Source organism: Pseudomonas sp. UBA7500 (assembly GCF_002478435.1).
Taxonomy (GTDB): Bacteria; Pseudomonadota; Gammaproteobacteria; order Pseudomonadales; family Pseudomonadaceae; genus Aquipseudomonas; species Aquipseudomonas palmensis.
The window spans coordinates 91,195-117,177 of the sequence record NZ_DLNW01000023.1; the positions used below are offsets into that span (position 1 = coordinate 91,195).

A 25,983-nucleotide genomic window follows, 5' to 3' on the forward strand; every position below is an offset into this window, starting at 1 on the left:
ACCCTGCACCATGTCCCAACCCCAGGAAAAACACGGCAGCTGCCTGTGCGGCGCCATTCACCTCAGCGTCAGCCTCGACAACGCCAGTGTCAGCGCTTGCCATTGCAGCATGTGCCGCAAATGGTCCGGTGGCCCGTTGATGGTGGTGCACAGCACCCAGACCCTCAGGCTCAGCGGCGACACCCCGCGCATCTACGATTCCTCCGAGTGGGCCCAGCGCGGCTTCTGCGGCACCTGCGGCACCCACCTGTTCTATCGCCTCAAGGCCGGCGGCTTCGACGCCGTGCCGGTGGGCGTGCTCGATGGCGAGAGTGACTGGGCGCTGGAACTGCAGATCTACATCGATCAGAAGCCGGGCTACTACTGCTTCGCCAACCAGACCCGGACCCTCACCGGCGCCGAGGTGCAAGCGCAGTTCAGTTGAGCGCCAGCAACCAGTCCCTGAACACCTGGGCCGCCGGCGAGCACACGCGCTGCCTGTCATGCACCAGGTAGTCGGCCTGGCCGGTGTGCACGACGAACTCCGACACCGGCCGCACCTGCCCGCTGGCGATACGCTCGCGGGCCATGAACTCCCAGCCCAACCCCACCCCCATACCCTGCATCACCGCGTCGAACACCAGGGTGATCTGATTGAATGTCACCGCATCGGCCGGCGCCTTGTAGCGCACCCCCAGGTGCGCGAACCAGTCGGGCCAATCCAGACAGTTCCAGGCCGAGGCATCCAGCTGGATCAGCGGCAGGGCCTGCAGCGCCGCCAGCGAATCGGCTGGCGGCAGGGCCCGCTGGGTGCTGACGATGGGGTAGATGCATTCATCGAACAGCTTGTCGGCCTGCAGCGAACTCCAGCGGCCATGGCCGTACAGCACGCCGAAGTCATAGTTGCCCACCACGCGTTCATCCATCTCGTTGCTGGCATGGATGTTCACTGTCAGCTCGGGGTGCTGTGCGTTGAAGCGCAGCAGCCGCGGGAACAACCAGTACTGTGCCACCGCATGGGTGCAGATCACGCTGACATTGCGGCTGCCGTGCCCGCTCTTGAGGCGCAATACGTTGGCCAGCAGGCTGTCGAGCATCGGCTCGACGATGGCATTGAAGCCACTGCCGGCGGCGGTCAGGGTGATGCCGCGGGCGCGGCGTTCGAACAGCGGCGCACCCAGGTGTTCTTCAAGCAGCTTGATCTGTTTGCTCACCGCGCTCTGGGTCAGCGACAGCTCGGCGGCAGCGCGGGTGAAGCTGCCGGTGCGTACCACCGCCTCGAAAGCGATCAGGGTATCCAGCGGGGGCAGGTGACGGCTGAAGCGGCTCATTGCGGTGTCTTCGGTTCAGGGAATGGCTGGATGGTAAACCCGGTGCTTTGCGCTTTAAAGGTATTCCCCATGGGAATGCCTGCATGCCGAATGATCTTTTGCCTGGACGCCTGCATTTGGCTAGCCTGCCTGCTCTGAAAAATGAGGAGCAGGCAAGTGAAACGGGGTGTGGCGTATGCCGGCGTGGCCGGTGCGATGTGGGGCATGGTGCTGATGGTGCCGCAACTGCTGCCGGAGTTCAGCCCGGTGCTGCTGGCCTGTGCGCGGTTCGTCCTGCTGGGGGCGGTATCGCTCGCGCTGCTGCTGCCAATGCGCAAGGCGCTGCGTCAGCTCGAACGGGCAGACGTGTGGATGCTGGCGCGCCTGGCGCTGATTGGCAACCTGCTGTACTTCATGTGCCTGGTGGCGGCGATCCAGCGCCTGGGCGTGGCGCCGGCATCGCTGATCGTTGGTGTGCTGCCGCTGACCATCACCCTGTACGGGCGCAATGACAGCGGCGCGGTGGCCCTGTCGCGCCTGGCCGGGCCGCTGGCGCTGATCCTGGCGGGCATGCTGTGCATCAACCTGCAGACCTTTGCGGTGGAGCCGGGGGCGGTGCAGGACAAGCTCGCCGGGCTGCTCTATGCGCTGGCCGCGCTGGCCTGCTGGACCTGGTACGCCACCTACAACAGCCGCTATCTCAAGCAGTGCCGGCACCTGGACAGCCATCAGTGGTCGGTGCTCACCGGGGTGGTGACCGGCGTGTTCAGTCTGGTGCTGGTGGCGCTGCTGTGGGTGTGGCAGCCGCAGCAGTTGCAGGTGCAGGCCACTGCTGAGCGCTGGCAGCTGTTCTGGGCGTTCAGCCTGGGTTGCGCACTGTTTGGCTCGTGGCTGGCGGGGGTGTTGTGGAATGCGGCAGCCAAGCGCATGCCGCTGACCCTGAGTGGGCAGTTGATCGTGTTCGAGACCCTGTTTGCCTTGCTGTATGCGTTCATCTGGCGCCAGAGCGGGCCGAACCTGCTGGAGGGCGCGGCGATCGTGCTGGTGGTGGGCGGGGTGTGCTGGTCGATGCGCCAGCACGAGCCGGTGACAGCCAGCGCCACCTCATGAACCGAGTTCGCTCCCCACAGCCTTGCAAAACCCGGCCATTGCTGCGAAAACGCATCGGCAGAAAACGTCCCATAGCCGTCAGAGATCACCCATGAGCAACGAACTTCAAATCATCGACCTCCAGTTGGGCGACGGCAAGGCGGCCGTCAAGGGGGCGCTGATCACCACCCAGTACACCGGCTGGCTGGACGATGGCAGCGTATTCGATTCCTCCCACCAACGCGGCAAGCCGTTCCAGTGCGTGATCGGCACCGGCCGCGTGATCAAGGGCTGGGACCAGGGCCTGATGGGCATGCAGGTGGGCGGCAAGCGCAAGCTGATCGTGCCGGCGCACCTGGGTTACGACGCGCGCAGCGTAGGCAGCATCCCGCCGAATTCGACCCTCACCTTCGAGATCGAGTTGCTCGAGGTCCTCACCCGCGACGATTGAGGGCTGAGTAATTCTCATTACAGTCTTTGGCCCTGATGCCGATAACAGCCTGTCTCTCACCCGAAGCAAGGACATTTTGCGTGCTGCGTACTTTCTGTTTTCTTTTCCTGGCCTGCCTCGGCCTTACCGGTTGCTACTCCTTCACACCGGTGGGCCCGATCGGCGAACCGGTCACCGTGGCCGACAACACTGCACAGCGGGGCGCCCAGATCGCCGACGTGGCCATCACCGCGCCCGACCTCAAGGATGACGTGCGCCTGAACATCAGCCGCCAGCTCACCGCACAGATCAGCCACTACGTCGACCGCGGCGAGTACTTCACCAAACTGGTGGAATTTCCCGCCACCCTGGGCGAGCAGGATGTAGTGCTCAAGTTCACCATCACCTCGCTCAAGGGCAAGCGCACCACGCACCCCGGCTACGTTCCCGGCGCGTTGGTGACGCTGACGTTCTGGATCTGGTTCAACGGCCCGATCTATGTCGACAAGTACGACCTGGCCGGCGAGCTGGTGATCGAAGACCGCGACGGCAAGCGCCTCACCCGCGTCACCGAGCAGGTCAAGCTCGACAACAATGTCGGCCTGTACGACAACGACTATGCCAACGGCAGCCTGGGGGGCGTGCAGTTGCGTCAGCTGATCACCAGGTTGCTCGACACCGCGACGGCTGCCCCGCAATTGGCCACTCACTGAAAGGAATTCAACCATGCGTCATTGCCTAATGGCCCTGTTGCTGGCCCTCAGCACGGCCCTGACCGGCTGCATCAGCTACTCCCAGCACCAGTTGCCGGTGGTCGAAGCCTGGCCGCCGCTGCCTGCCGCCGATGCGGCGCCCGCGCACAAGACCGCCTATGTGCGCTTCAACACACTGTACGAGTTCAACGGCCAGCCGCGCGCCAGCAACGCCAACCTGATGCGTTTCGAAAAGACCCTGGTGCAGAGCTATGAACAGAGCGAGCGCTTCACACGGGTGACCAGCGAGAAGGTCGACTCCGACGTGTACGCCTACGTCACACTCAGGAACAACGAGCAAGGCAACGTGCTGGCGGCGACGCTGACCGGTGCGACGCTGTTCATCATCCCGTCCACCTTCGACAACACCCTGACCCTGGAGACGCTGTACAAGGACCGTGAAGGCAAACTCATCGGCAAGGTCAGCAAGAGCGAAACCATCACCACCTGGATGCAATTGCTGTTGATCTTCGCGGTGCCGTTCAACGATTCGGGCGATGCCATCATCGAGCACCTGAGCCGCAGTTCGGTTGAAGAAGCGATCCGGCGCAAGCTGATCTGAGCGTCATCATCGCGAAACATCCCTGCGCCAGACTGGCGCGGGCTCAAGGCTGAGCCGGCACGGATGAACCAAACGGGTTTGCGACACTCTCAAGCACGCCCGTTTCCACGGATGGAACGACAGACAGGGATCACCCCGCAGCCTCGGCTGCGGGGTGGCACAGGCGGGTCAGCCTCAACCCTATTTGTCGCAAAGAGCCCGTGCCATGAAGTTGCCCTCCTTTTTTCGGCGTTATCGCCCTGCGCTGTTTTCCGTTCCGCTGGTCGTCGGCGGCGCCCTGCTGACTTTCGAAGCGCTCGAAAGCCGAGCCCAGCCGGTGGACGGCACCCAGACCCTGGTCTTCCTGCGCCACGCAGAAAAGCCCGGCGAAGGCCTCGGGCAACTGAACTGCCAGGGCCTCAACCGCGCCCTGGACCTGGCCACTCTGCTCCCGGAAAAATTCGGCCCCGCCGACTACGTGTTTGCCGCCAACCCCAGCCGCGAAGTGGAGGAGGGCAGCAACGACAATGCCTACAGCTATATCCGTCCGCTGATGACCATCAGCCCGAGCGCGATCAAGCTCGGCCTGCCGGTGAACATCGACTTCGGCGCCAACGACACCGGCGACCTGGCCGACGAGCTGCTGCAGGACAAGTACCGCAACGCCACGGTCTACACCGCGTGGTCACACGGCTACCTGCCCGAGCTGATCAACACCGTGGCCGGCAAGGCGCTGGGCGAAAAACGCACCATCACCGACGACTGGGACGGCGAGGATTTCGACTCGCTGTATGTGCTGACCCTGACCTGGCACGACGGCAAGGCCAGCCTGCTCAGCCGCAACTACAAGCAGGGGCTGGACAACGGCGACCTCGCCTGCCCGAGCTGAGGGCTAGTTCACCACCTCGAAGCGTGCGCTGGCCTCGCGCCACTCGAACGTCTTGCCCAGGCAATACGGGCTGGAAGGGATGAGCACCTGGGTGGCGCCACCCTGCAGGCGTACCTGGACGGTGTCGATACCCTTGCTGCGACAGCCCGGCACCTTCACCTCCAGCGTCTGCTGCAGCTTGCCGGTGGCCTTGTCCATTACCTGGATGGTTTCGAGGGCGGCATAGTCCATGTCCATCGGCAACTGGAAGTAGAAGCGTTCGGTGGATGCGGCCTGGGGCAGTACCGCGCCCGGCGAGGGTGTCTGCAGGCCGATGTCGGCCACCAGCTTGAGCGTGAAGGGCAGCTGCTTGCCGCTGGCGTAGGCGGTCCAGGTGCCTTGCAGCGGCTGGGCACGGCTGCTGAAATCGGCTTTCTGGAAATGCAGGCGCGCGGTGGGCAGGCCGCCGCTGTCCAGTTCGTCCATGGCGAAGTTGTAGGTGTCGGTGTTGCGCGTGGGCTTGAGCCGGATCGGCGTGTGGTAGCGCTCGTAGTAGTAGATACCGGTCACGTAGTCGTTGGTGCGCTCGATCACCAGCGTCACCGGCAACCCGCCGAGTTTGCCCTGGTACACGGAATGGTAGGCCAGGGCATTGGCGCTCAGACACAGCAGCAGGCAGGCAAACAGGGTACGAAACGGCATCAGAAAGGCTCCACGCTGTGGCGTTGCCACACCAGTTGCTTGGGGTCGACGAAGTGGTAGTACTGCCAGTCGCTGGTCCCGGTGTCGTAGTTGCTGCCCTGGCGCTGGGCTACCCAGCCGGGGGCGGGGAACTTGAGCGCGCCCTTGTCGCCCAGCGCTTCGAGTTCGGTGTGGCGTTGGTAGGTATTGCTGGTGGGCTGGTACAGGTAGAACTGGTCCGGCTCCTGGTTGGCGCCGCCGGTGGCGCGCTGGCCGATGGGCGAGGCCCTGAAGTCGATGATGCCGTCACCGTTGTAGTCGGCGAAGGTCAGGGTCCGGGTGCCGTTGAACGCCAGCGCCAGATTGTCCAGCACCTGCAGTGTGCTGCCGCTGGCGAGGTCGATGATGGTGATGCGATCGACCTTGCCGGTGTATTCGCCCTCGGCCTTGCTGGCGTGCACATAGAAGCTCTTGCCGCGGTTCTGCGGCTGTTGCAGCAGCGCGCCTTGCCAGCTGGAGCGCTGCTCGTCGCTGAAGCGGGTCTGGCGCGTGAGGCTGAAGGGCACACGTTCCCGGGTGCGCAGGTCGATCCATTCGCCACTGAAGTCGCGATCGTGCGTGAACACGAAGGGGCGCACCCGCAATGCTGCGGCGGGCATGCGCGGGTTGTCCATGATGTTGATCAGCAGTGGCACGTCCTTGCTGTAGGGCGTCACTTCCAGTGGCTGGCTGGTGTGGTGCTCGGTGTCCAGCAGGTAGCCTTGCACGTACTCGTACTGCGAGGTGTATTGCAGGGCGACCTCGACCTTGCGCTCGCCGAGGGTGCCCTGGTACAGGTTGATCGGGTCGGTGGCGTGGGCGCTGGTGAAGGCCAGCGCCAGGCCCAGCATGCAGAGGGGCCTTGGGAAAGCGAACATGGTGACGGTGCGTCCTTGCGGGAGAGGGGTGCAAGGCTAGCATATGTGTGGAACGTGCCGTTGCTCTGCAGATCCAGCGCCGCCCGCCAGTATGGCGCTTATGCCATCGGCGGCAGCCGTCGCTTCACCGGGCTTTTCTTGACGATGGCGGTGTTGGTTTCGGCGTGGCTGTTGAGCTTGTCGAGCAAGGTGTCGAGCTGCTCCATCGAGCGTACATGCAGGCGCGCGATGAAGCAGTCGTCACCCGTGACCTTGTCGCACTCGGTGAACTCGGGGATGGCGATGATCTGGCGCTCCACCTCCTGCAGTTGCCCCGGCAACGGACGAATGCGCACGATGGCCTGCAACTGGTACCCGAAGCTGCGCGGGTCGATGTCGACCGTGTAGCCCTTGAGCACGCCGCGTTCTTCCAGGCGACGCAGGCGCTCGCTGACGCTGGGCGCCGACAGCCCGCTCAGGTGCGCCAGCGCCTTGAGCGAACGCCGCGAGTCTTCCATCAGCGCCTTGATCAACAGCTGGTCGATATCGTCAGTCATGCAATCCTCGTCAGGCAGATCAATGAAATTGCCTTGATAAAAAAGGCAAGGCTTGAGTCTAGCCTTGTTTTTGCTATGGAGTACCCTGGCTTCTCGCTCGCATAATCTGTCCATCGTCTGGGAGGTGAGAGATGGACAATTCAATACGCCGTGGGTCGTTGGAAATGGTCGCCGCGATGCTGATATCCGGCACCATCGGCTGGTTCGTGCTGGTGTCGGGGCAACCGGTGCTGGACGTGGTGTTCTGGCGCTGCGTGTTCGGCGCCGGCACGCTGTTGCTGGTGTGCGCCGTGCTGGGTTTTCTGCGGCCGGGCATCCTCACACGTGCCAGCTTTGCCCTGGCGGTACTCAGCGGGGTGGCCATCGTGGGCAACTGGGTGCTGCTGTTCGGCTCCTATTCACGGGCCTCGATTGCCATCGGTACGGCGGTGTACAACGTGCAGCCGTTCATGCTGGTGGGGCTGGCGGCGGTGTTTCTGGGTGAAAAGCTCAGTGTGCCCAAGCTGTTCTGGCTGGGGGTGTCGTTTGCCGGGATGCTGGCCATTGTGAGTGCCCACGGCAGCGGGCAGGGCAGTGGCGAGGATTACCTGCTGGGCATCGCGCTGGCGCTGGGCGCGGCGTTTCTGTACGCGGTGGCCGCGCTGATCATCAAGCGCCTGAGTGGCACGCCGCCGCACCTGATCGCGCTGATCCAGGTGAGCACCGGCATCCTGTTGCTGGCGCCCTTTGCCAATACCGGCGGCCTGCCGGGCACTGCGGGGGCGCTGGCCAGCCTGGTGACGCTGGGTATCGTGCACACCGGCCTGATGTACGTGCTGCTGTATGGCGCCATCCAGAAACTGCCGACCGCGTTGACCGGGGCGCTGTCGTTCATCTACCCGATTGCGGCGATCTTCGTCGACTGGTTCGCCTTTGGCCATCGCTTGAGCGCGCTGCAATGGCTGGGGGTGGCGGCGATTCTGCTGGCGGCTGCCGGCATGCAGCAGGGCTGGTGGTGGAGGGCGAGCGGCAAGCTGCACGCCACAAGCGACAAGTAAACAGGCGCCCGGCGCAAACTTGTCGCTTGCTGCGTGAAGCTTGCCGCTAAAATAGCCCTTTTTGTCCCAGTGAATCCTGCCATGCCGATTGCCACCCTTCACGCCCACCTGTTTGGTGCCCTGAACCCTGCGCCTGCCGAAACCCGGCGCCTGTTCCATGGGCGCGGGCGCTGCTGGCCGGGGCTCGAACAGATCACCGTGGACTGGCTGCAGGGCGTGCTGCTGGTCTCGCTGTTTCGCGAGCCGCCCGAAGGGCAGCTGGCCACGCTGGAGCAGATGCTGCGCACCCTGGCCGCCAGCCCTGGCTGGCCCGGACAGGCGATCCTGATTCAGCACCGCTACCTGCCCGACAGCCCCGGCCAGTGGTTGCTGGGCGAGCCGAGCGAGCACCGCGTGATCGACGAGGATGGCCTGTGCTACCAGCTGGACCTGGGCCTGAAGCAGAACACCGGGCTGTTCCTGGACATGCGCTATGGCCGGCGCTGGGTGCGGGAGCAGGCGGCGGGCAAGCGGGTGCTCAACCTGTTCGCCTACACCTGCGGGTTTTCGGTGGCAGCGATTGCCGGGGGGGCCGAGCAGGTGATCAACCTCGATATGGCGCGCTCGGCCCTGAGCCGCGGGCGCGACAACCATCGGCTCAACGGGCATGACCTGGGGCGGGTGGGGTTTCTGGGGCATGAGCTGTTCAAGTCATGGGGCAAGGTGCGCAAGAGCGGGCCGTATGACCTGATCATCATCGACCCGCCGACGTTCCAGAAGGGCAGCTTTGTGCTGACCCAGGACTACAGCAAGATCCTGCGCCGCCTGCCGGAGCTGTTGAATGAAGGCGGCACGGTGCTGGCGTGCGTGAACGACCCGGCCATCGGGCCTGACTTTCTGATCGAGGGGATGGCAGCCGAGGCGCCGGGGCTGGTGTTCGTGGAGCGTCTGGCCAACCCACCGGAGTTTGCGGACAGTGGTCCGGTGGGCGGGCTGAAGGCGCTGGTGTTTCGCCAGGGGTGAATCTGTTGTGCCAGTGCTGGCCTATCGCGGGTCAAGCCCGCTCCCACAAGGATTGGCGCTAACCCTGTGGGAGCGGGCTTGACCCGCGATGCGATCCGAAGGCTAGCGGCGCAAACGCCGCCACCCCATCACCACACCACTCACGCTCAGCACCAGCCCACCCAGGCTGAGCACGATCATCCACCCATCCCACAACGGCCGCCGCGTCAGCAGCGGTAGCCAGTCCCAGCTGTGCAGCAACGCGAACAGCCAGCGTGACGCGCGCCGTGGCTGGTCCAGCTGCCCCAGTACTTCACCGGTGTACAGGTCCAGATGCAGCCAGGTCTGCGCCGGGTCGTCGAAGCGCACCCGCAGCACCGGCAGACGCTTTTCAAGATGCCCGAGCATGCTCTGCTCGGCCCGCGCGTAGTAGTAGAAGTCGTAGGCCTCCAACTGCTGCACCTGCATCGCCGGCCCGATCGCCCGCGCCGCCTGCTCCAGCACCGCCCGTGGCAGACGCTGCAGCACCTGGCCGTCGTGCATCGACAGTACCCGCGTGCGTCCCGCGCCGTCCTGGCCCACCACATACCCCGCGCCCCCGATCAGCCGCCACTCCAGCTCGCGGGCGGTGAAGCCCTGGTCGGCAAAGCGCGCCAGTGCCTGGGGCACCGACAGCGGGAACGCCGCCGCATTCAGCGGCCCGCCCTGATACGCCGAGGTATCCAGCGGCTGCGCACTGCTGAACAGCCGCCACGGGTTCATCGACATCAGCCCACTGAAAATCCAGGTGATGGCCAGGGCACCGAACAGCAACCCGCCCACATGGTGCCAGCGTGCCCAGCCCTTGTACGGCGAACGCGAACCGCTGCGGTAGGGCCGGCTGAAACGCCAGCGCATCACCCCCACCACCGCGCCCAGCAGCGCCATCACGCTGGCTGCCAGCGACAGGTAGATCACCAGGTTGCTCCACAGCCCGTCCAGGCCGATGCCGCGCAATGGATACAGCCAGTGCAGCCAGGCGCCGATCAGGTTCCAGCCGCGCTCGCTGGCGCTGGCATCGCGCACCACTTCGCCGGTCTGGCCGCTGATGTACAGCAAGGTGCCGTCCGTATCGCTCAACTGCACGCGATGCAGCGGCCGGTGCGCATCCAGTGCGCGCGAATGGCTCCACAGGTCTTCCTGCACCGCGTCGCGATAGGTCAGCGGCGCATGCGGGTCGTATTGCCCGGCACTGGCCAGCGCCCGTTCGCGGGTGGTGGGGGCGATGCGCTGGCCGCTAGTTGCGTCCACCGCCACGGCCTTGCCGCTGGCATAGTCGAACAGGTAAAGCGCCTGCCCGGCCACGCTGCTCAGGCGTATGCGTGCAGGTTGCGGATCGGTCACCGCCAGTGCCTCGCCCAGCGAGACGCAACAGCCCTGCGCCGACAGCGCCGGCAGGTGCGCCAGGTGCTCGCGCGGGGTCAGCTTGGGGTAGCCCACGTACAGCATCACCATGCCCGAGACGAACCACAGCGCCATGAACACGCAGGTCACGATCCCCAGCCAGCGATGCCACAGATACAGATAACGCTTCATTGCAACGCTCCATCAGGGCCAGGGCGCGAACGCCCCGGCCCGGCCCAGTCAGAAGCGGGTCTGCACCGCCAGTTCGAAGGTGCGCGGTGCACCCAGGTAGAGCATGCTCGACGAAGTCCAGCGTGCGTACACCTCGTCGGTCAGGTTGCGCACCCGCGCGGTGATGCGCGTGTCGGCATCCACCTTGTAGCCGACGAAGGCCCCGAACAGGGTGTACGACGGCGCGTAGCGGGTGTTGGCCGCATCGGCATACACCGACGACACATAGCGGCTGTCGCCGCCCACCTGCCACTGTGGGTCCAGGTCGTAGGTCAGCCACAGGTTGGCCACCCGGTCCGGGGTGTTGGTGGGGGTGTTGCCCTTGCGCGAGAACGACTGGCCGCCGACGTTTTCGTTGAACGCGTCGTACTGCGCATCGACATAGGCGAAGTTGCCTTCGGCCAGCAGTTGCGGGGTGACACGCAGCGCCGCCGCCACCTCGATACCGCGTGACGACTGCTTGCCCACCGGCTGGGTGAAGCCGGGGTTGGCCGGGTCGGCGGTGGCCAGGTTGTCGCGCTCGATGCGGTAGGCGGCCACGGTGGCCGAACCGCGTCCGTCCAGAAAGTCGAACTTGCTGCCCACCTCCAGCTGCTTGCCGGTGCTCAGGTCGAAGTCGCGCACCTGGCCGAAGCTGGCGGTGGTGAGCATGCCGGCGGGCGGGTCGGCGGCGGTGCTGTACTGCACATACACGTTGGCCGACGGGGTCAGCTCGAACACCAGGCCCACACGCCCGGTGGTGGGCTGGTAGCGGCGTTTGAACTGCGCCGGGTTGGCCTCGTTGACGGCGCGGTAGTTGCGTACCTGCAGGTCGATGCTGTCGTGGCGCAGGCCCGTCAGCAGGGTCAGGCGATCGGTCAGGGTCAGGCGGTTCTCCAGAAAGCCGGCCCAGGTGTCGACCGTGTTCTGACGGTTCTTCTCGTAGCCGGGGAACATGCCCGGCAGGTCGTAGAAGTGTCCCGGGTCGAAGTGGTCGGGGTCGACGCTGCCGGCAGCGGTGCCCGAGCGCGGGTAGGTCATCTGCACGTTGTGGCTGTAGTCCAGGCCCGTCGACCACTGGCTGCGCAGGCCGAACAGCTGGCCGTCATGCAGCAGTTCCACGCGGTTGCCGTTGAGCTCCTGGTCGTGCCGTTGCAGCAGGCTGCCGGCGCGTTGCACGCGGCTGTTGTCGGCGTTGTAGGTGTAGGTCTCGAGATTGCGGAAGTTGCGCTCGGCGTTGTAGTGGTAAAGCGTATTGCGCAGCGAGGTGGCGTCGTCGAAACGGTACTCGGTGATCGAGCGCAGCCAGCGCACGCGCTGCTCGTAGCGCCCGTCCTCGACGTTGTAGTTCTCGAAGCGTCGGCTCTTGTCGACCTTCATCTGGCCGCCCAGCGGGTTGAGCACCGGGCTGCCCCAGTAGGGGCTGTCGACGCTCTCGTTCTGGTATTCGAGTGCCAGGGTGTGGGACAGCTGGTCGTTGATGTCGGTCAGCAGCGAGAACGCCACGCTCCAGGCATCGCGCTCCTCGCGGTCGACGTAGCCATTGCTGCGGGTATGGCTGAAATCCAGGCGCGCATGGTTGGTGTCGTTGAGTGCGTGGTTGAAGCCGAACGAGGTCTCGCTGCTGTCGTAGCTGCCATAGCTGACGCGGCCTTCATTGAAGTCTTCGTCGCGGTTGGCCAGCTTGGTGATGTAGTTGATCGAGCCGCCTACGGCGCCGGCGCCGAACAGGAAGCTGGACGGGCCGCCGACCGCTTCGACGCGGTCATAGATCCAGCTGTCGACCGGGCGTGCGGCGATCGAGTCGTACTGCACGCTGATGCCATTGAACAGCTGGGTGATCTGCGCCCCGGAAAAGCCCCGGTACGACACCGAGCCGGCCGAGCCGGGCGGGGAGGCGGCGTTCAGGCCGGGTACGCCGGCGAGCATGTCCTGGGTTGTCCTGGCGCCGCGCTGTTCGATCTGCTGGCGGTTGACGATGCTGATCGAGGCCGGGGTTTCGCGGGGCGTGAGGCCCAGGCGCGAACCGGTTTGCGAGGGGGTGTCGAGCAACACGCCGTCCACCGGAATCGGCCGGTCGCTGACCAGTACATCGGGCAGCACGAGTGCCTCGTCGGCAACGGCGTTGAGCGACAGGGCGCAGAGCAGGGCAGTGCAGCCCTGCAAACGTGGGAAAGGGGTCATTGAGCGAACTCTGCAGGTGAGCCAACGGCACCCCCGCGCAGTGGCGCAGGCGTGTGCCGGTACGGGCAGCGGCAAGGCTGCCGGGTTGGATCAGGCCAGCAGGGGGGAGGCGCGCGGGTTGGCCGAGGGCCAGCAGTAGCGAGGTGGCGCCTTGCTGCGCAGTTCGCGGTGGTAGCGGCGCGTGCGGGTGAACGCCAGCAGCCAGCCGATCACCAGGCTCAGGGCCAGGCACACCACGGCCGCGGCACACACCGGGCAGGTTTGCAGGCTGTCCCAGCCGGCGATGGAGGCATCGCTGTAATCGGTCTTGAGGGTCGGGCCCGGGGTGCCCATGGCCGAGCAGAAGGCTCCGCCGATGCCGTTGAGCTGCAGGCCCATCATCTGCCCGTGGCCGATACCGCAGGCGAACAGATTGAACAGGACGCTGAAGTACAGCGTCCAGGCAATCAGCGAGCGGTCGGCACGGGTAAATTTCATGGCGGCGACTTTAGCACCACCTTCCCATGCCGGGAAGGTTGAACGCCGCAGTGTCTACACCGTTTCGTCGCGTACGTGGGCCGGCTGCGGGTAATACTGCGCGAAGCTCACGTCGTCGGTCTGGTCCACGCGCTTTTTCAGGCGTTCGTTGAACGCCCGGTTCACCGCGTACTGCCCGCCCGAGGTGGTGCGGAACTGGGCGGTGAGGGTGATGCCGTTGAGGTTCATGGCGTCCACCCCGAACACCTGCAGCGGCCCTTGCAGGCTGTGGCGCAGCACCGGGTCCTCGCTGATCGACTGGCCCACCTCGCGGATCAGGTGCAGGGCGCTGTCGACATCGGTCTGGTAGCTGAACTGCACCGAGAAGAACGCATAGGCGAACTGGCGCGACTGGTTGGTGACGGCCTTGATCTGGCCGAACGGTACCGAGTGCACGAAGCCCTTGCCGTCACGCAGGCGCAGGGTGCGGATGGTCAGGCTCTCGACGGTGCCGGCGTGGCCGGAGTCGAGCACCACCCAGTCGCCGATGGCGATGGTGTCCTCGATCAGGATGAACAGGCCGGTGATCACGTCCTGTACCAGCTGCTGCGAACCGAAACCGATGGCCAGGCCGACCACCCCGGCACCGGCCAGCAGCGGCGCCACGTTGATGCCCAGGTTGGCCATGGTGGTGATGGTGCAGATCACCACCAGCACGATCTTCACCGCGTTGCGCAGCATCGGCAGGATGGTGCGCACCCGTGTGCTGGGCTGGCGCGAAGCGCGCCGGCCGGCGCTGGGCTTGAGGGCTTCCTGGATGGCGGTGTCGATCACCACCCACAGCAGCCAGGTGACCAGCAAGATCAACCCGATGCTGCTCAGCGAATCGCTGATTGCCCGGCCTAGGCTGTTGCGCACGGCGAATTCGAGCACCGAAAAGCCCCAGATGCGCCCCAGCAGCTCGATGAAGGCGATGGCCATGCCGATGCGCAGCAGCGCGTGGGCGAGGTTGCGCACCAGTTCCTTGTAGGGGCGCAGGCGCTGGCCGGGGTCGACCTCGCGGGACTTGAACAGGTGCTGCAGCACCGTGCTCAGGAACACCGTGCCCACCAGCAGCACCGTGGTCAGCAGGGCCTTTTGCAGGGCCTTCTGGCTTTCTTCGCCGGCGCCGATCAGGTTGATCGCCGATACCAGGATCATCATCAGGATCGGCAGGTACCACAGCCACGAGAAGATCCGCAGGGTTTCCTGCAGGGCGCGGTGCTGCAGGCGGTCGTGCAGGTCGCGGTTGCGGATCAGGTGGGCCACCGGGCGGCGCAGGCGGATCACCAGCGCGGCGAAGGCGAAGGTGGCCAGCAGGCCGGTGATCACCGCGATGCTGCTGGTGAGGTTGCCACCGATCTGGCGGGTGATCTGCGGGCTGGTCAGGGCGTCGGCCCAGGCGGCGAGAAAGCCGATCATGAACAACGGGCGTGGCGCGATCTTGCGGATGATGCGCACGGCGGTGCGCTTGTGGCCGGTGTCGAACACGGTGATCAGGCACAGGATGATCGACGTCGAGAACAGGCCGCTGCTGGTGGCGTAGGCCAGGCTCAGGCCCAGCGCGCGGCCGATCGAGGGGTCGAGCAGGCGCGTGCTGGCGTAGAGGGTGGCGGGCAGGCTGGCCAGGGCCGGCAGGGTGTAGGGCAGCAGGTAGCCGAGCAGTTTCTGCAACCGCGGACGTTCGCGCAGCGGGCGCCTGCGATTGATGTGGTGGGACAGCACGCGGCCCAGGCTGGTGAGCACGCCGAACACCACCAGCCAGGTGAGGCTGAGCAGGGCAAAGTCCACCAGCAGGTCGAAGGAGTCTTCGGCGTGGCGGTCGACCAGCTGGTTGGCCTCCTTGCTGGCGCGATTGGCGCGCAGGCGCCAGGCGTCGACCAGGTGACCGTCGACGTCGATTTCCTGGGTGACGCTGTCGAGGCTGTTGGCCAGGGCGCCGAGCAGGCCGCCCTGAACCACGGGTTCCGGGGCTTTTTCGGCGGTTTCGGCGCTGTCGGTGCCGGGGATGAGGCTGGCGGCGAGCAGTTGCGTGCTGAGCAGGCAACCGAGCAGCAGGGTGAGCAATCGGGTCACTGGGCACTCCTTGAGCCGTGAATGACGGAAAGGGTAGTCCAAGGAACTGATCGGTATTTGCCGGGCAAGTTCGAAACCGAGGTGAATTCATCGCGGGTCAAGCCCGCTCCCACAGGTGCGACATCGCCCTTGAAATCGGCACATCACCTTGTGGCAGCGGGCTAGACCCGCGACAGGCCCGAACGCCGGCCACAAAAAATCCGGGGCCCGTCACAGGCCCCGGATTCGTCACCCGGCCTTACTGCCCGGTGTAGATCTGGTCGAAGATCCCGCCGTCGTTGAAGTGGGTCTTCTGCACGGTGCGCCAGTCACCGAAGGTCTTTTCCACCGACAGGAAGTCGACTTTGGGGAAGCGGTCGGTGTACTTGGCCAGCACGGTCGCATCGCGTGGGCGCAGGTAGTTGTTGGCGGCAATTTCCTGGGCTTCAGGCGACCACAGGTACTTCAGGTACTCCTCGGCGGTGGCACGGCTTTTCTTCTTGTCCACCACCTTGTCGACCACGCTCACCGGCGGCTCGGCTTCGGCCGACACGCTCGGGTAGATCACCTCGAACTGGTCGCGACCGAATTCGCGCGCGATCATCTCGGCTTCGTTCTCGAAGGTCACCAGCACGTCGCCGATCTGGTTGGTCATGAAGGTGGTGGTCGCGGCACGGCCACCGGTATCGAGCACCGGCGCCTGCTTGAACAGCTTGCCGACGAAGTCCTTGGCCTTGTTCTCGTCACCGCCGTTCTTGAGCACATAGCCCCATGCCGACAGGTAGGTGTAGCGGCCGTTGCCCGAGGTCTTGGGGTTGGGCACGATCACCTGTACGCCGTCCTTGAGCAGGTCGGGCCAGTCCTTCAGGGCCTTGGGGTTGCCCTTGCGCACGATGAACACGGTGGCGGAGGTGAAGGGCGCGCTGTTGTTGGGCAGGCGGGTGACCCAGTTGTCCGGCACCAGCTTGCCGTTGTCGGCCAGGGCATTGATGTCGGTGGCCATGTTCATGGTGATGACGTCGGCCGGCAGGCCGTCGATCACCGAGCGCGCCTGCTTGCTCGAACCGCCGAAGGACATCTGCACGTTGATCTTCTCTTTGTGCTCGGCTTCCCAGTGCTTCTGGAACGCGGCGTTGTAGTCCTTGTAGAAGTCGCGCATCACGTCGTAGGAGACGTTGAGCAGGGTGGTCGGGGCGGCCTGGGCGAGGTTGCCCAGGGCCAGGCCTGCGGCCAGAAGCGAGGCACCAAAGAGTTTTTTCACTGCGCATTCCTTGTTCGAGTTGGGAGAAAGGCATTATGCCAGCGACTATAGCGGCTCGGCCTTAGTCGCTTAAAGATTAAAAAGTGCTGTGGTTATTCCATTTTCTTGAACAGCGCATTGCCGCAGCGTGAACAGAACGCGGCGCTCTGCTCGTGGCTGCCCTTGTGGCAGGTGGGGCAGGCGTGCTGCAGCTGTTCGCCGCGCATGGCGTTGGCCAGCTCGGCAGTGAAGATGCCGGTGGGCACGGCAATGATCGAGTAGCCGGTGATCATCACCAGCGAGGAAATCACCTGGCCCAGCGGGGTCTTGGGCACGATGTCGCCAAAGCCCACGGTGGTCAGGGTCACGATGGCCCAGTAGATGCCCTTGGGGATGCTGGTGAAGCCGTGTTCCGGGCCTTCGACCACGTACATCAGGGTGCCGAACACCGTGACCAGGGTCGACACGCTGACCAGGAACACGATGATCTTCTGCTTGCTGCCGCGCAGCGCCGACATCAGGTAGTTGGCCTGCTTGAGGTACGGGCCGAGCTTGAGCACGCGGAAGATGCGCAGCATGCGGATCACGCGGATGATCAGCAGGTACTGCGCGTCACTGTAGTAGATGGCGATGATGCCCGGCACGATCGCCAGCAGGTCCACCAGCCCGTAGAAGCTGAAGGCGTAGCGCAGCGGCTTGGGCGAGCAGTACAGGCGGGTGAGGTATTCGGCCAGGAAGATGGCGGTAAAGCCCCACTCGATCCAGGCCAGCAGCCCGGCGTAGCCCTGGTGGACCTCGTCGATGCTGTCGAGGATGACGGTGATCAGGCTGGCCAGGATGATCAGCAGCAGAATGCTGTCGAAGCGCCGGCCGGCCACGGTGTCGGCTTGAAAGACGATGACGTAGAGCCGCTCGCGCCAGCTCGAAGGGGTGCTCATGGGCGCTTTCCATTACAAGATGGAGCAGAGCCTAGGGGCTGGCCCGCAGCTGTGCAAGCGGGCGACGTCGGGCAGCGGTGCCCAGTTGCAGCAGCCAGCAGGCGAGGATGAACGGCGCGGTCAGGCCCGGCACCGGCAACAGGCCCAGCAGCGGTTGCAGCACGATGGCCAGAACGATGGCCAGCAACGGCCGCCAGGGTTGTGCGCGGGTCTGGCTGAAGGCCAGCGCGGCCAGCGCCGCATTGAAGCCGTACAGGCCGTAGTAGCCGGCGCCGGCCTCGCCACCGAGCAGCGCCACGCTGCCGCCCAGGGCGGCGCCCAGTAGCGCCCAGGCGGCGGCGTAGCGGTTGGCGATCAGCAGGCCCAGGGCAATCAGCAGGCCGGCCAGCGGCTGGTCGAGCAGGAAGATCTGGCCCAGGCCGCGACCCAGGGCGAACAGCGGGTTGGCCGCGACCGGGCCGTAGCCGGCGCTGGAAGGCTCGGCCAGCGCCAGTACCGCCCAGCCGATCAGCACGAAGGGCGCGGTGTAGGCGGGCAGCAGGCGGGGGCTTTTGCGCTTGAGCCATTGGTGCACCAGCATGCTGCTCAGGCCCGCGGCGGCAATGATCAGCGGGGGCAGCAGGGCCGACCAGGGCAGTGCGTGGCTGAGCAGCAGGCCCAGCAGCACGCCGTTGTAGCTGTACAGGCCGGCCTGGCGGTCGGCGCGGTTGTAGCCGCGGCGCTGCGCGGTGAGCAGCCCGGCAAGGGCGCCCAGCAGCGCACCGCCGATGAGTTCGGGGGCGGTGATCAGGATGGCCAGCAGGCACAGCAGGCCGCACAGCGGGTTGCGCTGCAGCAGCACCTGACTGAAACCGTTGAGCAAGGCGGTGGCCCAGTCGGGGCACGGGTTGACGAAGTTCTTGGTGTACATGGCAGTGGGTCAGGGTGGGTGGAGTGGGGCGCCTCTTCGGGCTTTGTTGTCCCACGGTGTGGTGTGTCAGTGCGCCCATCGCGGGTCAAGCCCGCTCCCACAAGGGCTGATGTGATCCTTGTGGGAGCGGGCTTGACCCGCGATGGGCGGCGCAGCCGCCCCAATCAAATCAGAGCAGGGTTTCGATCCGCAGCGTATTGGTCGACCCCGGCTTGCCAAAAGGCACACCGGCAGTGATCAACAGGATGTCGCCACGGCTGGCCATGCCCTGGGCCTGGGCAATCTCCAGTGCCGTGGACACCACTTCGTCCACCTGGCGCAACCGATCGTTGACCACCGAATGCACGCCCCAGGCCACACTCAGGCGCCGTGCGGTGTTGAGGTTGGGGGTCAGGTTGAGGATCGGTGCACGCGGCCGTTCACGCGCTGCGCGCAGGGTCGAGTTGCCCGACTCGCTGTAGTTCACCAGCACCGCCACCGGCAGGATGCCGCTGATGCGACGGATCGCGCAGCTGATCGCATCCGACACCGTGGCCTCGGCCTGTGGCCGGCCCACGTCCAGCTGGGCCTGGTAGTCCGGGCCGCTTTCGACCTGGCGGATGATCTTGCTCATCATCTGCACCGCTTCGAGCGGGTAGTCGCCCGAGGCGGTCTCGGCCGACAGCATCACCGCATCGGCGCCCTCGGCCACGGCGTTGGCCACGTCGGTGACCTCGGCGCGGGTCGGGGCCGGGCTGAAGCGCATCGACTCGAGCATCTGCGTGGCCACCACCACCGGGCGGCCCAGCTGGCGGCAGGTGGTGATGATGCGCTGCTGGATCTGCGGCACGCTTTCGGCCGGCACTTCCACGCCCAGGTCGCCACGGGCGACCATGATCGCGTCGCTCAACTGGGCAATTTCGCGCAGTTGCGTGACCGCCGAGGGCTTCTCGATCTTGGCCATCAGGTAGGCCCGGTCGCCGATCAGCTGGCGCGCCTCGATGATGTCTTCAGGGCGCTGCACGAACGACAGGGCCACCCAGTCCACGCCCAGCTCCAGGCCGAAGGTCAGGTCGCGACGGTCCTTTTCGGTCAGCGGGCTGAGCTCGAGCAGCGCCTGGGGCACGTTCACGCCCTTGCGGTCGGACAGTTCGCCGCCGTTGAGCACCTCGGTGTCGATGGCGTCGGCGTGCTTGGCGGTCACGCGCAGGCGCAGTTTGCCGTCATCGAGCAGCAGGTCCATGCCCGGCTCCAGCGCGGCGATGATCTCCGGGTGGGGCAGGTTGACCCGCTGTGCATCGCCCGGTGTGGCATCCAGGTCCAGGCGCAGGGCCTGGCCGCGTTGCAGCTGCACCTTGCCTTCGGCAAAACGCCCGACACGCAGCTTGGGGCCCTGCAGGTCCATGAGGATGCCCAGCGGGTAGTTGAGCTGGCGCTCCACTTCGCGGATCCATTCGAAACGCATGGCGTGGTCGGCGTGCTCGCCGTGGCTGAAGTTCAGGCGAAAGATGTTCACCCCGGCTTCGACCAGCTGACGGATGTCGTCGATGCCTTTGGTCGCGGGGCCGAGGGTGGCGAGGATTTTGACTTTCTTGTCAGGCGTCATGTTGTGCGGTCTCGAGGATCAGGATGGCGCGAAAATCGTTGACGTTGGTGCGCGTGGGCTCGGTAACGATCAAGGCGTCGAGCGCGGCGAAATAACCGTAGCCATTGTTGTTGTCCAGCTCGTCCGCCGCCGACAGGCCCAGGGCCTGGGCACGCGCATAGCTGTCGGGGGTCATGAAGGCCCCGGCGTTGTCTTCGGAGCCGTCGATGCCGTCGGTGTCACCGGCCAGTGCGTACACGCCGGGCAACCCCTTCAGGCTTTCGGTGAGGCTGAGCAGGAACTCGGCGTTGCGCCCGCCGCGGCCATTGCCGCGCACGGTGACGGTGGTTTCGCCGCCCGACAGGATCACGCAGGGCGCCGCCAGTGGCTGGCCGTGCTGCACGATCTGGCGCGCGATGCCGGCATGCACCTTGGCCACTTCACGCGACTCACCTTCCAGGTCACCCAGGATCAGCGGGCTGAAGCCGGCCTGGCGCGCCTTTACCGCAGCGGCCTCCAGCGACTGCTGGGGGCGGGCGATCAGCTGGAAGTGGCTGCGGGCCAGGGCCGGGTCATCGGCCTTGACGGTTTCGGAGGCCGGGTTGTTCAGCCACGCGGTGACGGCGGCCGGGGCCTGGATGTTGTAGCGCTTGAGGATCGCCAGCGCTTCGGCCGAGGTGCTCGGGTCGGCCACGGTGGGGCCGGAGGCGATCACGGTGGCGAGGTCGCCGGGTACGTCGGAAATCGCGTAGGTGTACACCGTGGCCGGCCAGCAGGCCTTGGCCAGGCGGCCGCCCTTGATCGCCGAGAGGTGCTTGCGCACGCAGTTCATCTCGCCGATGGTGGCGCCGGATTTGAGCAGGGCCTTGTTGACCTGCTGCTTGTCGGCCAGGGTCAGGCCTTCGGCGGGCAGGGCCAGCAGGGCGGAACCTCCGCCGGAGAGCAGGAAGATCACCCTGTCGTCGGCGCTGAGGTCGCTGACCATCGCCAGCACACGCTTGGCCACGGCCAGGCCGGCGGCGTCCGGTACCGGGTGGGCGGCTTCGACCACTTCGATCTTGCTGCAGCTGGCGCCGTGGCCGTAGCGGGTCACGACCAGGCCCGAGACCTCGCCCTGCCAACTGCGCTCGACCACTTCGGCCATGGCGGCGGCGGCCTTGCCGGCGCCGATGACGATGACGCGGCCGCTGCGGTCGCTGGGCAGGTGGGCTTCGAGCACCTGGCGTGGATGCGCGGCATCGATGGCCGTGGCGAACAGCTCGCGCAGAAAGTGTTGCGGATCGACCGACATGGCAGGCTCCCAAATCTTATTGTTTTGCAGAATCGAAAACGCCCCTGGGCCTGCCTCCGTGCAGACGGGCCCAAGGGCGGGTGGTGCTCTTTAGCGCGGCAAGCTTCAGGCTACAAGCTGCAAGAGACAGCGGACCGATGCGCGGTCTGCCGGTCTTGCCGCATGAAACCTGCCGCTTGACGCTTACTTGTCGCCGCGGATCGAGAAGTTGGCCATGTGCTCAAGGCCCTTGACCAGCGCCGAGTGGTCCCAGTTGGCGCCACCGATGGCCGCGCAGGTGCTGAACACCTGTTGGGCATTGGCGGTGTTGGGCAGGTTGATGTTCAGCTCCTTGGCACCCTGCAGGGCCAGGTTCAGGTCCTTCTGGTGCAGGCTGATGCGAAAGCCCGGGTCGAAGGTGCCCTTGATCATGCGCTCGCCGTGCACTTCGAGGATTTTCGAGGAGGCAAAGCCGCCCATCAGTGCTTCGCGCACCTTGGCCGGGTCGGCGCCGTTCTTGGCGGCGAACAGCAGGGCTTCGGCAACGGCCTGGATGTTCAGGGCCACGATGATCTGGTTGGCGACCTTGGCGGTCTGGCCGTCACCACTGCCACCCACGTGGGTGATGTTCTTGCCCATGGCCTGGAACAGCGGCTGGGCACGTTCGAAGGCTTTGGGGCAACCGCCGACCATGATGCTCAGGGTCGCGGCCTTGGCGCCGACTTCACCACCGGACACCGGGGCGTCGAGGTAGGTGGCGCCGGTGGCCTTGATCTTCTCGGCGAAGGCTTTGGTGGCGGTAGGGGAGATCGAGCTCATGTCGATCACCACCTTGTTCGGGCCAATGCCCTGGGCCACGCCGTTTTCACCGAACAGCACGGCTTCGACCTGGGGGGTGTCCGGCACCATGACGATGATGAATTCGGCTTCCTGGGCCACTTCCTTGGGGTTGGCCAGGGCCACGCCGCCGGCGGCGATCAGGTCGCTCGGCGCGGCGCCGTGGTGCGAGGAAAGGAACAGGCTGTGACCTGCCTTCTGCAGGTTCTGAGCCATTGGAAGGCCCATGATGCCGGTGCCGATGAATCCGATTTTAGCCATGAGAGTTGCCTCTTGTATTTGTTGTGGGGACCCTGTGGGAGCGGGCTTGACCCGCGATAGCGGCGGTGAACGCGCTATCGCATCGCGGGTCAGGCCCGCTCCCACAGGAAATGCGTCCCGGCAGAAAGATGATTAGATCGCGTTGTGGGTCTTGAGCCAGCCAAGGCCCGCTTCGGTGGTGGTCAGCGGCTTGTATTCGCAGCCTACCCAGCCCTGGTAGCCGATACGGTCCAGGTGCTCGAACAGGAAGCGGTAGTTGATCTCGCCGGTGCCCGGCTCGTTGCGGCCCGGGTTGTCGGCCAGCTGGATGTGGTTGATCTTGGCCAGGTTGCCTTCCATCGTGCGGGCCAGGTCACCTTCCATGATCTGCATGTGGTAGATGTCGTACTGCAGGAACAGGTTGGTGCTGCCCACTTCGGCCTGGATCTCCAGCGCCTGCTTGGTGGTGTTCAGGTAGAAGCCCGGGATGTCGCGGGTGTTGATCATCTCCATCACCAGCTTGATGCCTGCTGCGTGCAGCTTGTCGGCGGCGAACTTCAGGTTGTCGACGAAGGTCTTGCGCACCGTGGCGCAGTCCGGGCCTTGTGGGCGAATACCGGCCAGGCAGTTGACCTGGGTGTTGCCCAGTACCTGGGCGTAGGCAATGGCCAGGTCCACGCCGGCACGGAATTCCTCGACACGGGACGGGTCGCAGGCGATGCCGCGATCACCCTTGGCCCAGTCGCCGGCCGGCAGGTTGAACAGCACCTGGGTCAGGCCGTTGCTGTCCAGGTGCTGTTTGATTTCAGCCGAGCTGAAATCGTACGGAAAGAGGTACTCGACCCCGCTGAAGCCGGCGTCGGCAGCAGCCTTGAAACGGGCGAGAAAGTCCTGCTCGGTGAACAGCATGGACAGGTTGGCGGCGAAACGAGGCATGGTTGTCTCCTTGCAAAAGTGGGCCCTGTGCGCTGGGCAGCAGGGCCGCTACAACAGTCAGTCGAGCAGCGAGATCGCGGTTGGCGCGTCGTTGCCGACCAGCGCCAGGTCTTCGAATTCGTTGACCGCGTTGATTTCGGTACCCATGGAAATATTGGTCACGCGCTCGAGGATCACCTCGACCACGACCGGCACCTTGAACTCTTCGGCCATCTGCTGGGCCTTGCGCAGGGCCGGCTGGATTTCTTCCGGCTTGAACACGCGCAGTGCCTTGCAACCCAGACCTTCTACAACCGCGACGTGGTCCACACCGTAGCCGTTCAGTTCCGGGGCGTTGAGGTTCTCGAACGCCAGCTGTACACAGTAATCCATCTCGAAGCCGCGTTGGGCCTGGCGGATCAGCCCCAGGTAGGAGTTGTTCACCACCACGTGGATGTACGGCAGGTTGAACTGCGCGCCCACCGCCAGCTCTTCGATCATGAACTGGAAGTCATAGTCGCCCGACAGTGCCACGACCTTGCGCGACGGGTCGGCCTTGACCACGCCCAGTGCCGCAGGAATGGTCCAGCCCAGCGGGCCGGCCTGGCCGCAGTTGATCCAGTGACGCGGCTTGTACACGTGCAGGAACTGCGCACCGGCGATCTGCGACAGGCCGATGGTGCTGACGTAGCAGGTGTCCTTGCCGAACACCTGGTTCATTTCCTGGTACACGCGCTGCGGCTTGACCGGCACGTTGTCGAAGTGGGTCTTGCGGTGCAGGCTGGCCTTGCGCTGCTGGCAGTCCTTGAGCCACTCGCCACGGTCCTTGAGCTTGCCGGCGGCTTTCCACTCGCGGGCCACTTCCAGGAACACGTCCAGTGCGGCGCCGGCGTCGGACACGATACCCAGGTCCGGGGTGAACACGCGGCCGATCTGGGTCGGTTCGATGTCGACGTGAATGAAGCGACGGCCTTCGGTGTACACATCCACCGAGCCGGTATGGCGGTTGGCCCAGCGGTTGCCGATGCCCAGCACCACGTCCGACTTGAGCATGGTCGCGTTGCCGTAGCGGTGCGAGGTCTGCAGGCCGACCATGCCCACCATCAGCGGGTGGTCGTCAGGGATGGTGCCCCAGCCCATCAGGGTCGGGATGACCGGGATACCGGTGAGTTCGGCGAATTCCACCAACTTGTCGCTGGCATCGGCGTTGATGATGCCGCCACCGGCCACCAGCAGCGGACGCTCGGCGGAGTCGAGCATGGCCAGGGCCTTCTCGACCTGCACGCGGTTGGCCGACGGCTTGCTCACCGGCAGCGGCTGGTAGGCGTCGATGTCGAATTCGATCTCGGCCATCTGCACGTCGAACGGCAGGTCGATCAGTACCGGGCCAGGACGGCCGGTGCGCATTTCATAGAAGGCTTTTTGGAACGCATACGGCACCTGGCCAGGTTCGAGCACGGTGGTGGCCCACTTGGTGACCGGCTTGACGATGCTGGTGATGTCGACGGCCTGGAAGTCTTCCTTGTGCAGGCGCGAGCGGGGCGCCTGGCCGGTGATGCACAGGATCGGGATGGAGTCGGCCGAGGCGCTGTACAGGCCGGTGACCATGTCGGTGCCGGCAGGGCCGGAGGTGCCGATGCACACGCCGATGTTGCCGGCCTTGGTACGGGTGTAGCCCTCGGCCATGTGCGAGGCACCTTCCACGTGACGAGCAAGGACGTGATCGATGCCGCCGACTTTCTTCAGGGCCGAATACAGCGGGTTGATCGCGGCGCCCGGGATGCCGAATGCGGTGTCGACGCCTTCACGGCGCATGACCAGCACGGCTGCATCGATTGCTCTCATTTTGCTCATGGTTTTGTGCCTCTTAGATTTTGTAATTGTATACAAATTGCTTTTCGACAGAGTGTATTCACGGCAGGCGACTCTGGTCAATCCATTTTCATCCGCCACCGGGTGCTTTCGTCGTTACCCCGTAAAAAAGGGGTTGTGACGGGTTTTGGTCGGATGGAGTGAATTATTGTATACAAAAATATTCTTCATTGTGTTCTATTTGTTGTATTGGTTTTTCACTTGCCCACGTGGGCTTCTAACAACAAGAGGACCTTTGGATGAACGTTCTGAGCTTGAAAGTAGCGGTGAGCCTGGTGAATGGCGCGCTGGCGGCCGGCCGCAGGATCTCGGCGGCGCCGCTGACCGTGGTGGTGCTCGATGCCGGTGGGCACCTGCTGACCCTGCAGCGCGAGGACGGCGCCAGCCTGCTGCGTCCGCAGGTGGCGATGGGCAAGGCGTGGGGCGCGATTGCGCTGGGCAAGGGCTCGCGCCTGCTGGCGCTGGACGCGCAGCAGCGCCCGGCGTTCTTCGCCGCGCTCAACGGGTTGGGCCAGAGCCCGGTGGTGCCGGCGCCGGGTGGGGTGCTGATTCGGGATCAGAGCGGGGCAGTGCTGGGCGCGATCGGCATCAGCGGTGATACGTCGGATATCGACGAGCAGTGCGCGATCAGTGCGATCGAAGAGGCGCGGTTGACGGCGGATGCGGGGGTAGCGGCTTAAGGCCCTATCGCGGGTCAAGCCCGCTCCCACTAAGATCACTGGTTTTTTTGTGGGAGCGGGCTTGCCCCG

The 25,983-nt window shown here is 65.2% G+C and carries 25 protein-coding genes; 9 read left to right on the forward strand and 16 right to left on the reverse strand.

Annotated features, from left to right (window positions below):
• Window positions 1-10 precede the first annotated feature (10 nt).
• Entirely contained in the window at window positions 11-424 is a 414-nt protein-coding gene (locus tag B4I46_RS11050) for a GFA family protein (RefSeq protein WP_043861848.1), read from the forward strand.
• On the opposite strand, the gene B4I46_RS11055 is transcribed toward B4I46_RS11050, so the two are convergent.
• Entirely contained in the window at window positions 417-1,310 is an 894-nt protein-coding gene (locus tag B4I46_RS11055; protein ID WP_054915613.1) for a LysR substrate-binding domain-containing protein, read from the reverse strand. The genes B4I46_RS11050 and B4I46_RS11055 overlap by 8 nt on opposite strands.
• A gap of 156 nt (window positions 1,311-1,466) precedes the next feature.
• Between B4I46_RS11055 and B4I46_RS11060 the strand changes: the two genes are divergently transcribed.
• The 5 genes from B4I46_RS11060 to B4I46_RS11080 all read left to right on the forward strand — a co-directional run bounded on the left by B4I46_RS11060 (window position 1,467) and on the right by B4I46_RS11080 (window position 4,990).
• Window positions 1,467-2,399, forward strand: a complete 933-nt coding sequence (locus B4I46_RS11060; RefSeq protein ID WP_123753585.1) for a DMT family transporter — start codon at window positions 1,467-1,469, stop codon at window positions 2,397-2,399.
• Window positions 2,400-2,490: 91 nt separating this feature from the next.
• Window positions 2,491-2,829 (forward strand): FKBP-type peptidyl-prolyl cis-trans isomerase, encoded by a 339-nt coding sequence (locus tag B4I46_RS11065; RefSeq protein WP_043861851.1) that lies wholly within the window; start codon window positions 2,491-2,493, stop codon window positions 2,827-2,829.
• Window positions 2,830-2,909: 80 nt separating this feature from the next.
• Window positions 2,910-3,521, forward strand: coding sequence for a hypothetical protein (locus B4I46_RS11070; RefSeq protein WP_043861852.1), 612 nt, complete (start codon window positions 2,910-2,912; stop codon window positions 3,519-3,521).
• Between the two features lie 13 nt (window positions 3,522-3,534).
• The gene (locus B4I46_RS11075) at window positions 3,535-4,122 is read left to right on the forward strand and encodes a hypothetical protein (protein ID WP_043861853.1); all 588 of its coding nucleotides are present in this window, start codon (window positions 3,535-3,537) and stop codon (window positions 4,120-4,122) included.
• A 205-nt stretch (window positions 4,123-4,327) separates the two neighbouring features.
• Window positions 4,328-4,990 (forward strand): histidine phosphatase family protein, encoded by a 663-nt coding sequence (locus B4I46_RS11080; protein WP_236176436.1) that lies wholly within the window; start codon window positions 4,328-4,330, stop codon window positions 4,988-4,990.
• Between the two features lie 3 nt (window positions 4,991-4,993).
• On the opposite strand, the gene B4I46_RS11085 is transcribed toward B4I46_RS11080, so the two are convergent.
• The 3 genes from B4I46_RS11085 to B4I46_RS11095 all read right to left on the reverse strand — a co-directional run bounded on the left by B4I46_RS11085 (window position 4,994) and on the right by B4I46_RS11095 (window position 7,103).
• Entirely contained in the window at window positions 4,994-5,671 is a 678-nt protein-coding gene (locus B4I46_RS11085; protein WP_043861855.1) for a hypothetical protein, read from the reverse strand.
• Window positions 5,671-6,567 (reverse strand): hypothetical protein, encoded by an 897-nt coding sequence (locus tag B4I46_RS11090; protein ID WP_157811456.1) that lies wholly within the window; start codon window positions 6,565-6,567, stop codon window positions 5,671-5,673. The genes B4I46_RS11085 and B4I46_RS11090 overlap by 1 nt, the downstream gene beginning before the upstream one ends.
• Window positions 6,568-6,665: 98 nt before the next feature.
• Window positions 6,666-7,103 (reverse strand): Lrp/AsnC family transcriptional regulator, encoded by a 438-nt coding sequence (locus tag B4I46_RS11095; RefSeq protein WP_043861856.1) that lies wholly within the window; start codon window positions 7,101-7,103, stop codon window positions 6,666-6,668.
• Between the two features lie 131 nt (window positions 7,104-7,234).
• On the opposite strand from B4I46_RS11095, the gene B4I46_RS11100 reads away from it, so the two are divergent.
• Both B4I46_RS11100 and B4I46_RS11105 read left to right on the forward strand, forming a co-directional pair.
• Window positions 7,235-8,140 (forward strand): DMT family transporter, encoded by a 906-nt coding sequence (locus B4I46_RS11100; protein ID WP_054915609.1) that lies wholly within the window; start codon window positions 7,235-7,237, stop codon window positions 8,138-8,140.
• A gap of 81 nt (window positions 8,141-8,221) precedes the next feature.
• On the forward strand, window positions 8,222-9,142 hold the full coding sequence (locus B4I46_RS11105) for a class I SAM-dependent methyltransferase (protein WP_286900171.1): 921 nt from the start codon (window positions 8,222-8,224) through the stop codon (window positions 9,140-9,142).
• 102 nt (window positions 9,143-9,244) lie between these two features.
• On the opposite strand, the gene B4I46_RS11110 is transcribed toward B4I46_RS11105, so the two are convergent.
• From B4I46_RS11110 to gcl, 12 genes are all read right to left on the reverse strand, one after another.
• A complete protein-coding gene (locus B4I46_RS11110) occupies window positions 9,245-10,696 on the reverse strand; it encodes a PepSY domain-containing protein (RefSeq protein WP_286900174.1) in 1,452 nt (483 codons plus the stop codon).
• Window positions 10,697-10,744: 48 nt separating this feature from the next.
• The gene (locus B4I46_RS11115; protein WP_043859886.1) at window positions 10,745-12,898 is read right to left on the reverse strand and encodes a TonB-dependent receptor; all 2,154 of its coding nucleotides are present in this window, start codon (window positions 12,896-12,898) and stop codon (window positions 10,745-10,747) included.
• 90 nt (window positions 12,899-12,988) lie between these two features.
• Window positions 12,989-13,375, reverse strand: a complete 387-nt coding sequence (locus tag B4I46_RS11120) for a DUF2946 domain-containing protein (protein WP_043859887.1) — start codon at window positions 13,373-13,375, stop codon at window positions 12,989-12,991.
• A gap of 54 nt (window positions 13,376-13,429) precedes the next feature.
• A complete protein-coding gene (locus B4I46_RS11125; RefSeq protein ID WP_043859888.1) occupies window positions 13,430-15,469 on the reverse strand; it encodes a mechanosensitive ion channel family protein in 2,040 nt (679 codons plus the stop codon).
• A 238-nt stretch (window positions 15,470-15,707) separates the two neighbouring features.
• Entirely contained in the window at window positions 15,708-16,709 is a 1,002-nt protein-coding gene (locus tag B4I46_RS11130) for a sulfate ABC transporter substrate-binding protein (protein WP_043859889.1), read from the reverse strand.
• A 92-nt stretch (window positions 16,710-16,801) separates the two neighbouring features.
• Window positions 16,802-17,626: an ion transporter gene (locus tag B4I46_RS11135; protein WP_043859890.1), complete on the reverse strand. Its 825-nt coding sequence runs from the start codon at window positions 17,624-17,626 to the stop codon at window positions 16,802-16,804.
• Window positions 17,627-17,657: 31 nt separating this feature from the next.
• Window positions 17,658-18,536 (reverse strand): urea transporter, encoded by an 879-nt coding sequence (locus B4I46_RS11140; protein WP_210014301.1) that lies wholly within the window; start codon window positions 18,534-18,536, stop codon window positions 17,658-17,660.
• A 169-nt stretch (window positions 18,537-18,705) separates the two neighbouring features.
• The gene (gene pyk / locus B4I46_RS11145) at window positions 18,706-20,121 is read right to left on the reverse strand and encodes a pyruvate kinase (RefSeq protein ID WP_043859892.1); all 1,416 of its coding nucleotides are present in this window, start codon (window positions 20,119-20,121) and stop codon (window positions 18,706-18,708) included.
• Window positions 20,111-21,391: a glycerate kinase type-2 family protein gene (locus B4I46_RS11150; RefSeq protein ID WP_054915605.1), complete on the reverse strand. Its 1,281-nt coding sequence runs from the start codon at window positions 21,389-21,391 to the stop codon at window positions 20,111-20,113. The genes pyk and B4I46_RS11150 overlap by 11 nt, the downstream gene beginning before the upstream one ends.
• Window positions 21,392-21,574: 183 nt before the next feature.
• Window positions 21,575-22,468: a 2-hydroxy-3-oxopropionate reductase gene (locus B4I46_RS11155; protein WP_054915604.1), complete on the reverse strand. Its 894-nt coding sequence runs from the start codon at window positions 22,466-22,468 to the stop codon at window positions 21,575-21,577.
• 132 nt (window positions 22,469-22,600) lie between these two features.
• Entirely contained in the window at window positions 22,601-23,383 is a 783-nt protein-coding gene (gene hyi / locus B4I46_RS11160) for a hydroxypyruvate isomerase (protein WP_286900182.1), read from the reverse strand.
• Between the two features lie 57 nt (window positions 23,384-23,440).
• Window positions 23,441-25,216 (reverse strand): glyoxylate carboligase, encoded by a 1,776-nt coding sequence (gene gcl / locus B4I46_RS11165; protein WP_043859896.1) that lies wholly within the window; start codon window positions 25,214-25,216, stop codon window positions 23,441-23,443.
• 257 nt (window positions 25,217-25,473) lie between these two features.
• Here gcl and B4I46_RS11170 point away from each other — a divergent pair, with 257 nt between their 5' ends.
• Window positions 25,474-25,914, forward strand: a complete 441-nt coding sequence (locus B4I46_RS11170; protein ID WP_286900185.1) for a GlcG/HbpS family heme-binding protein — start codon at window positions 25,474-25,476, stop codon at window positions 25,912-25,914.
• Window positions 25,915-25,983 lie beyond the last annotated feature (69 nt).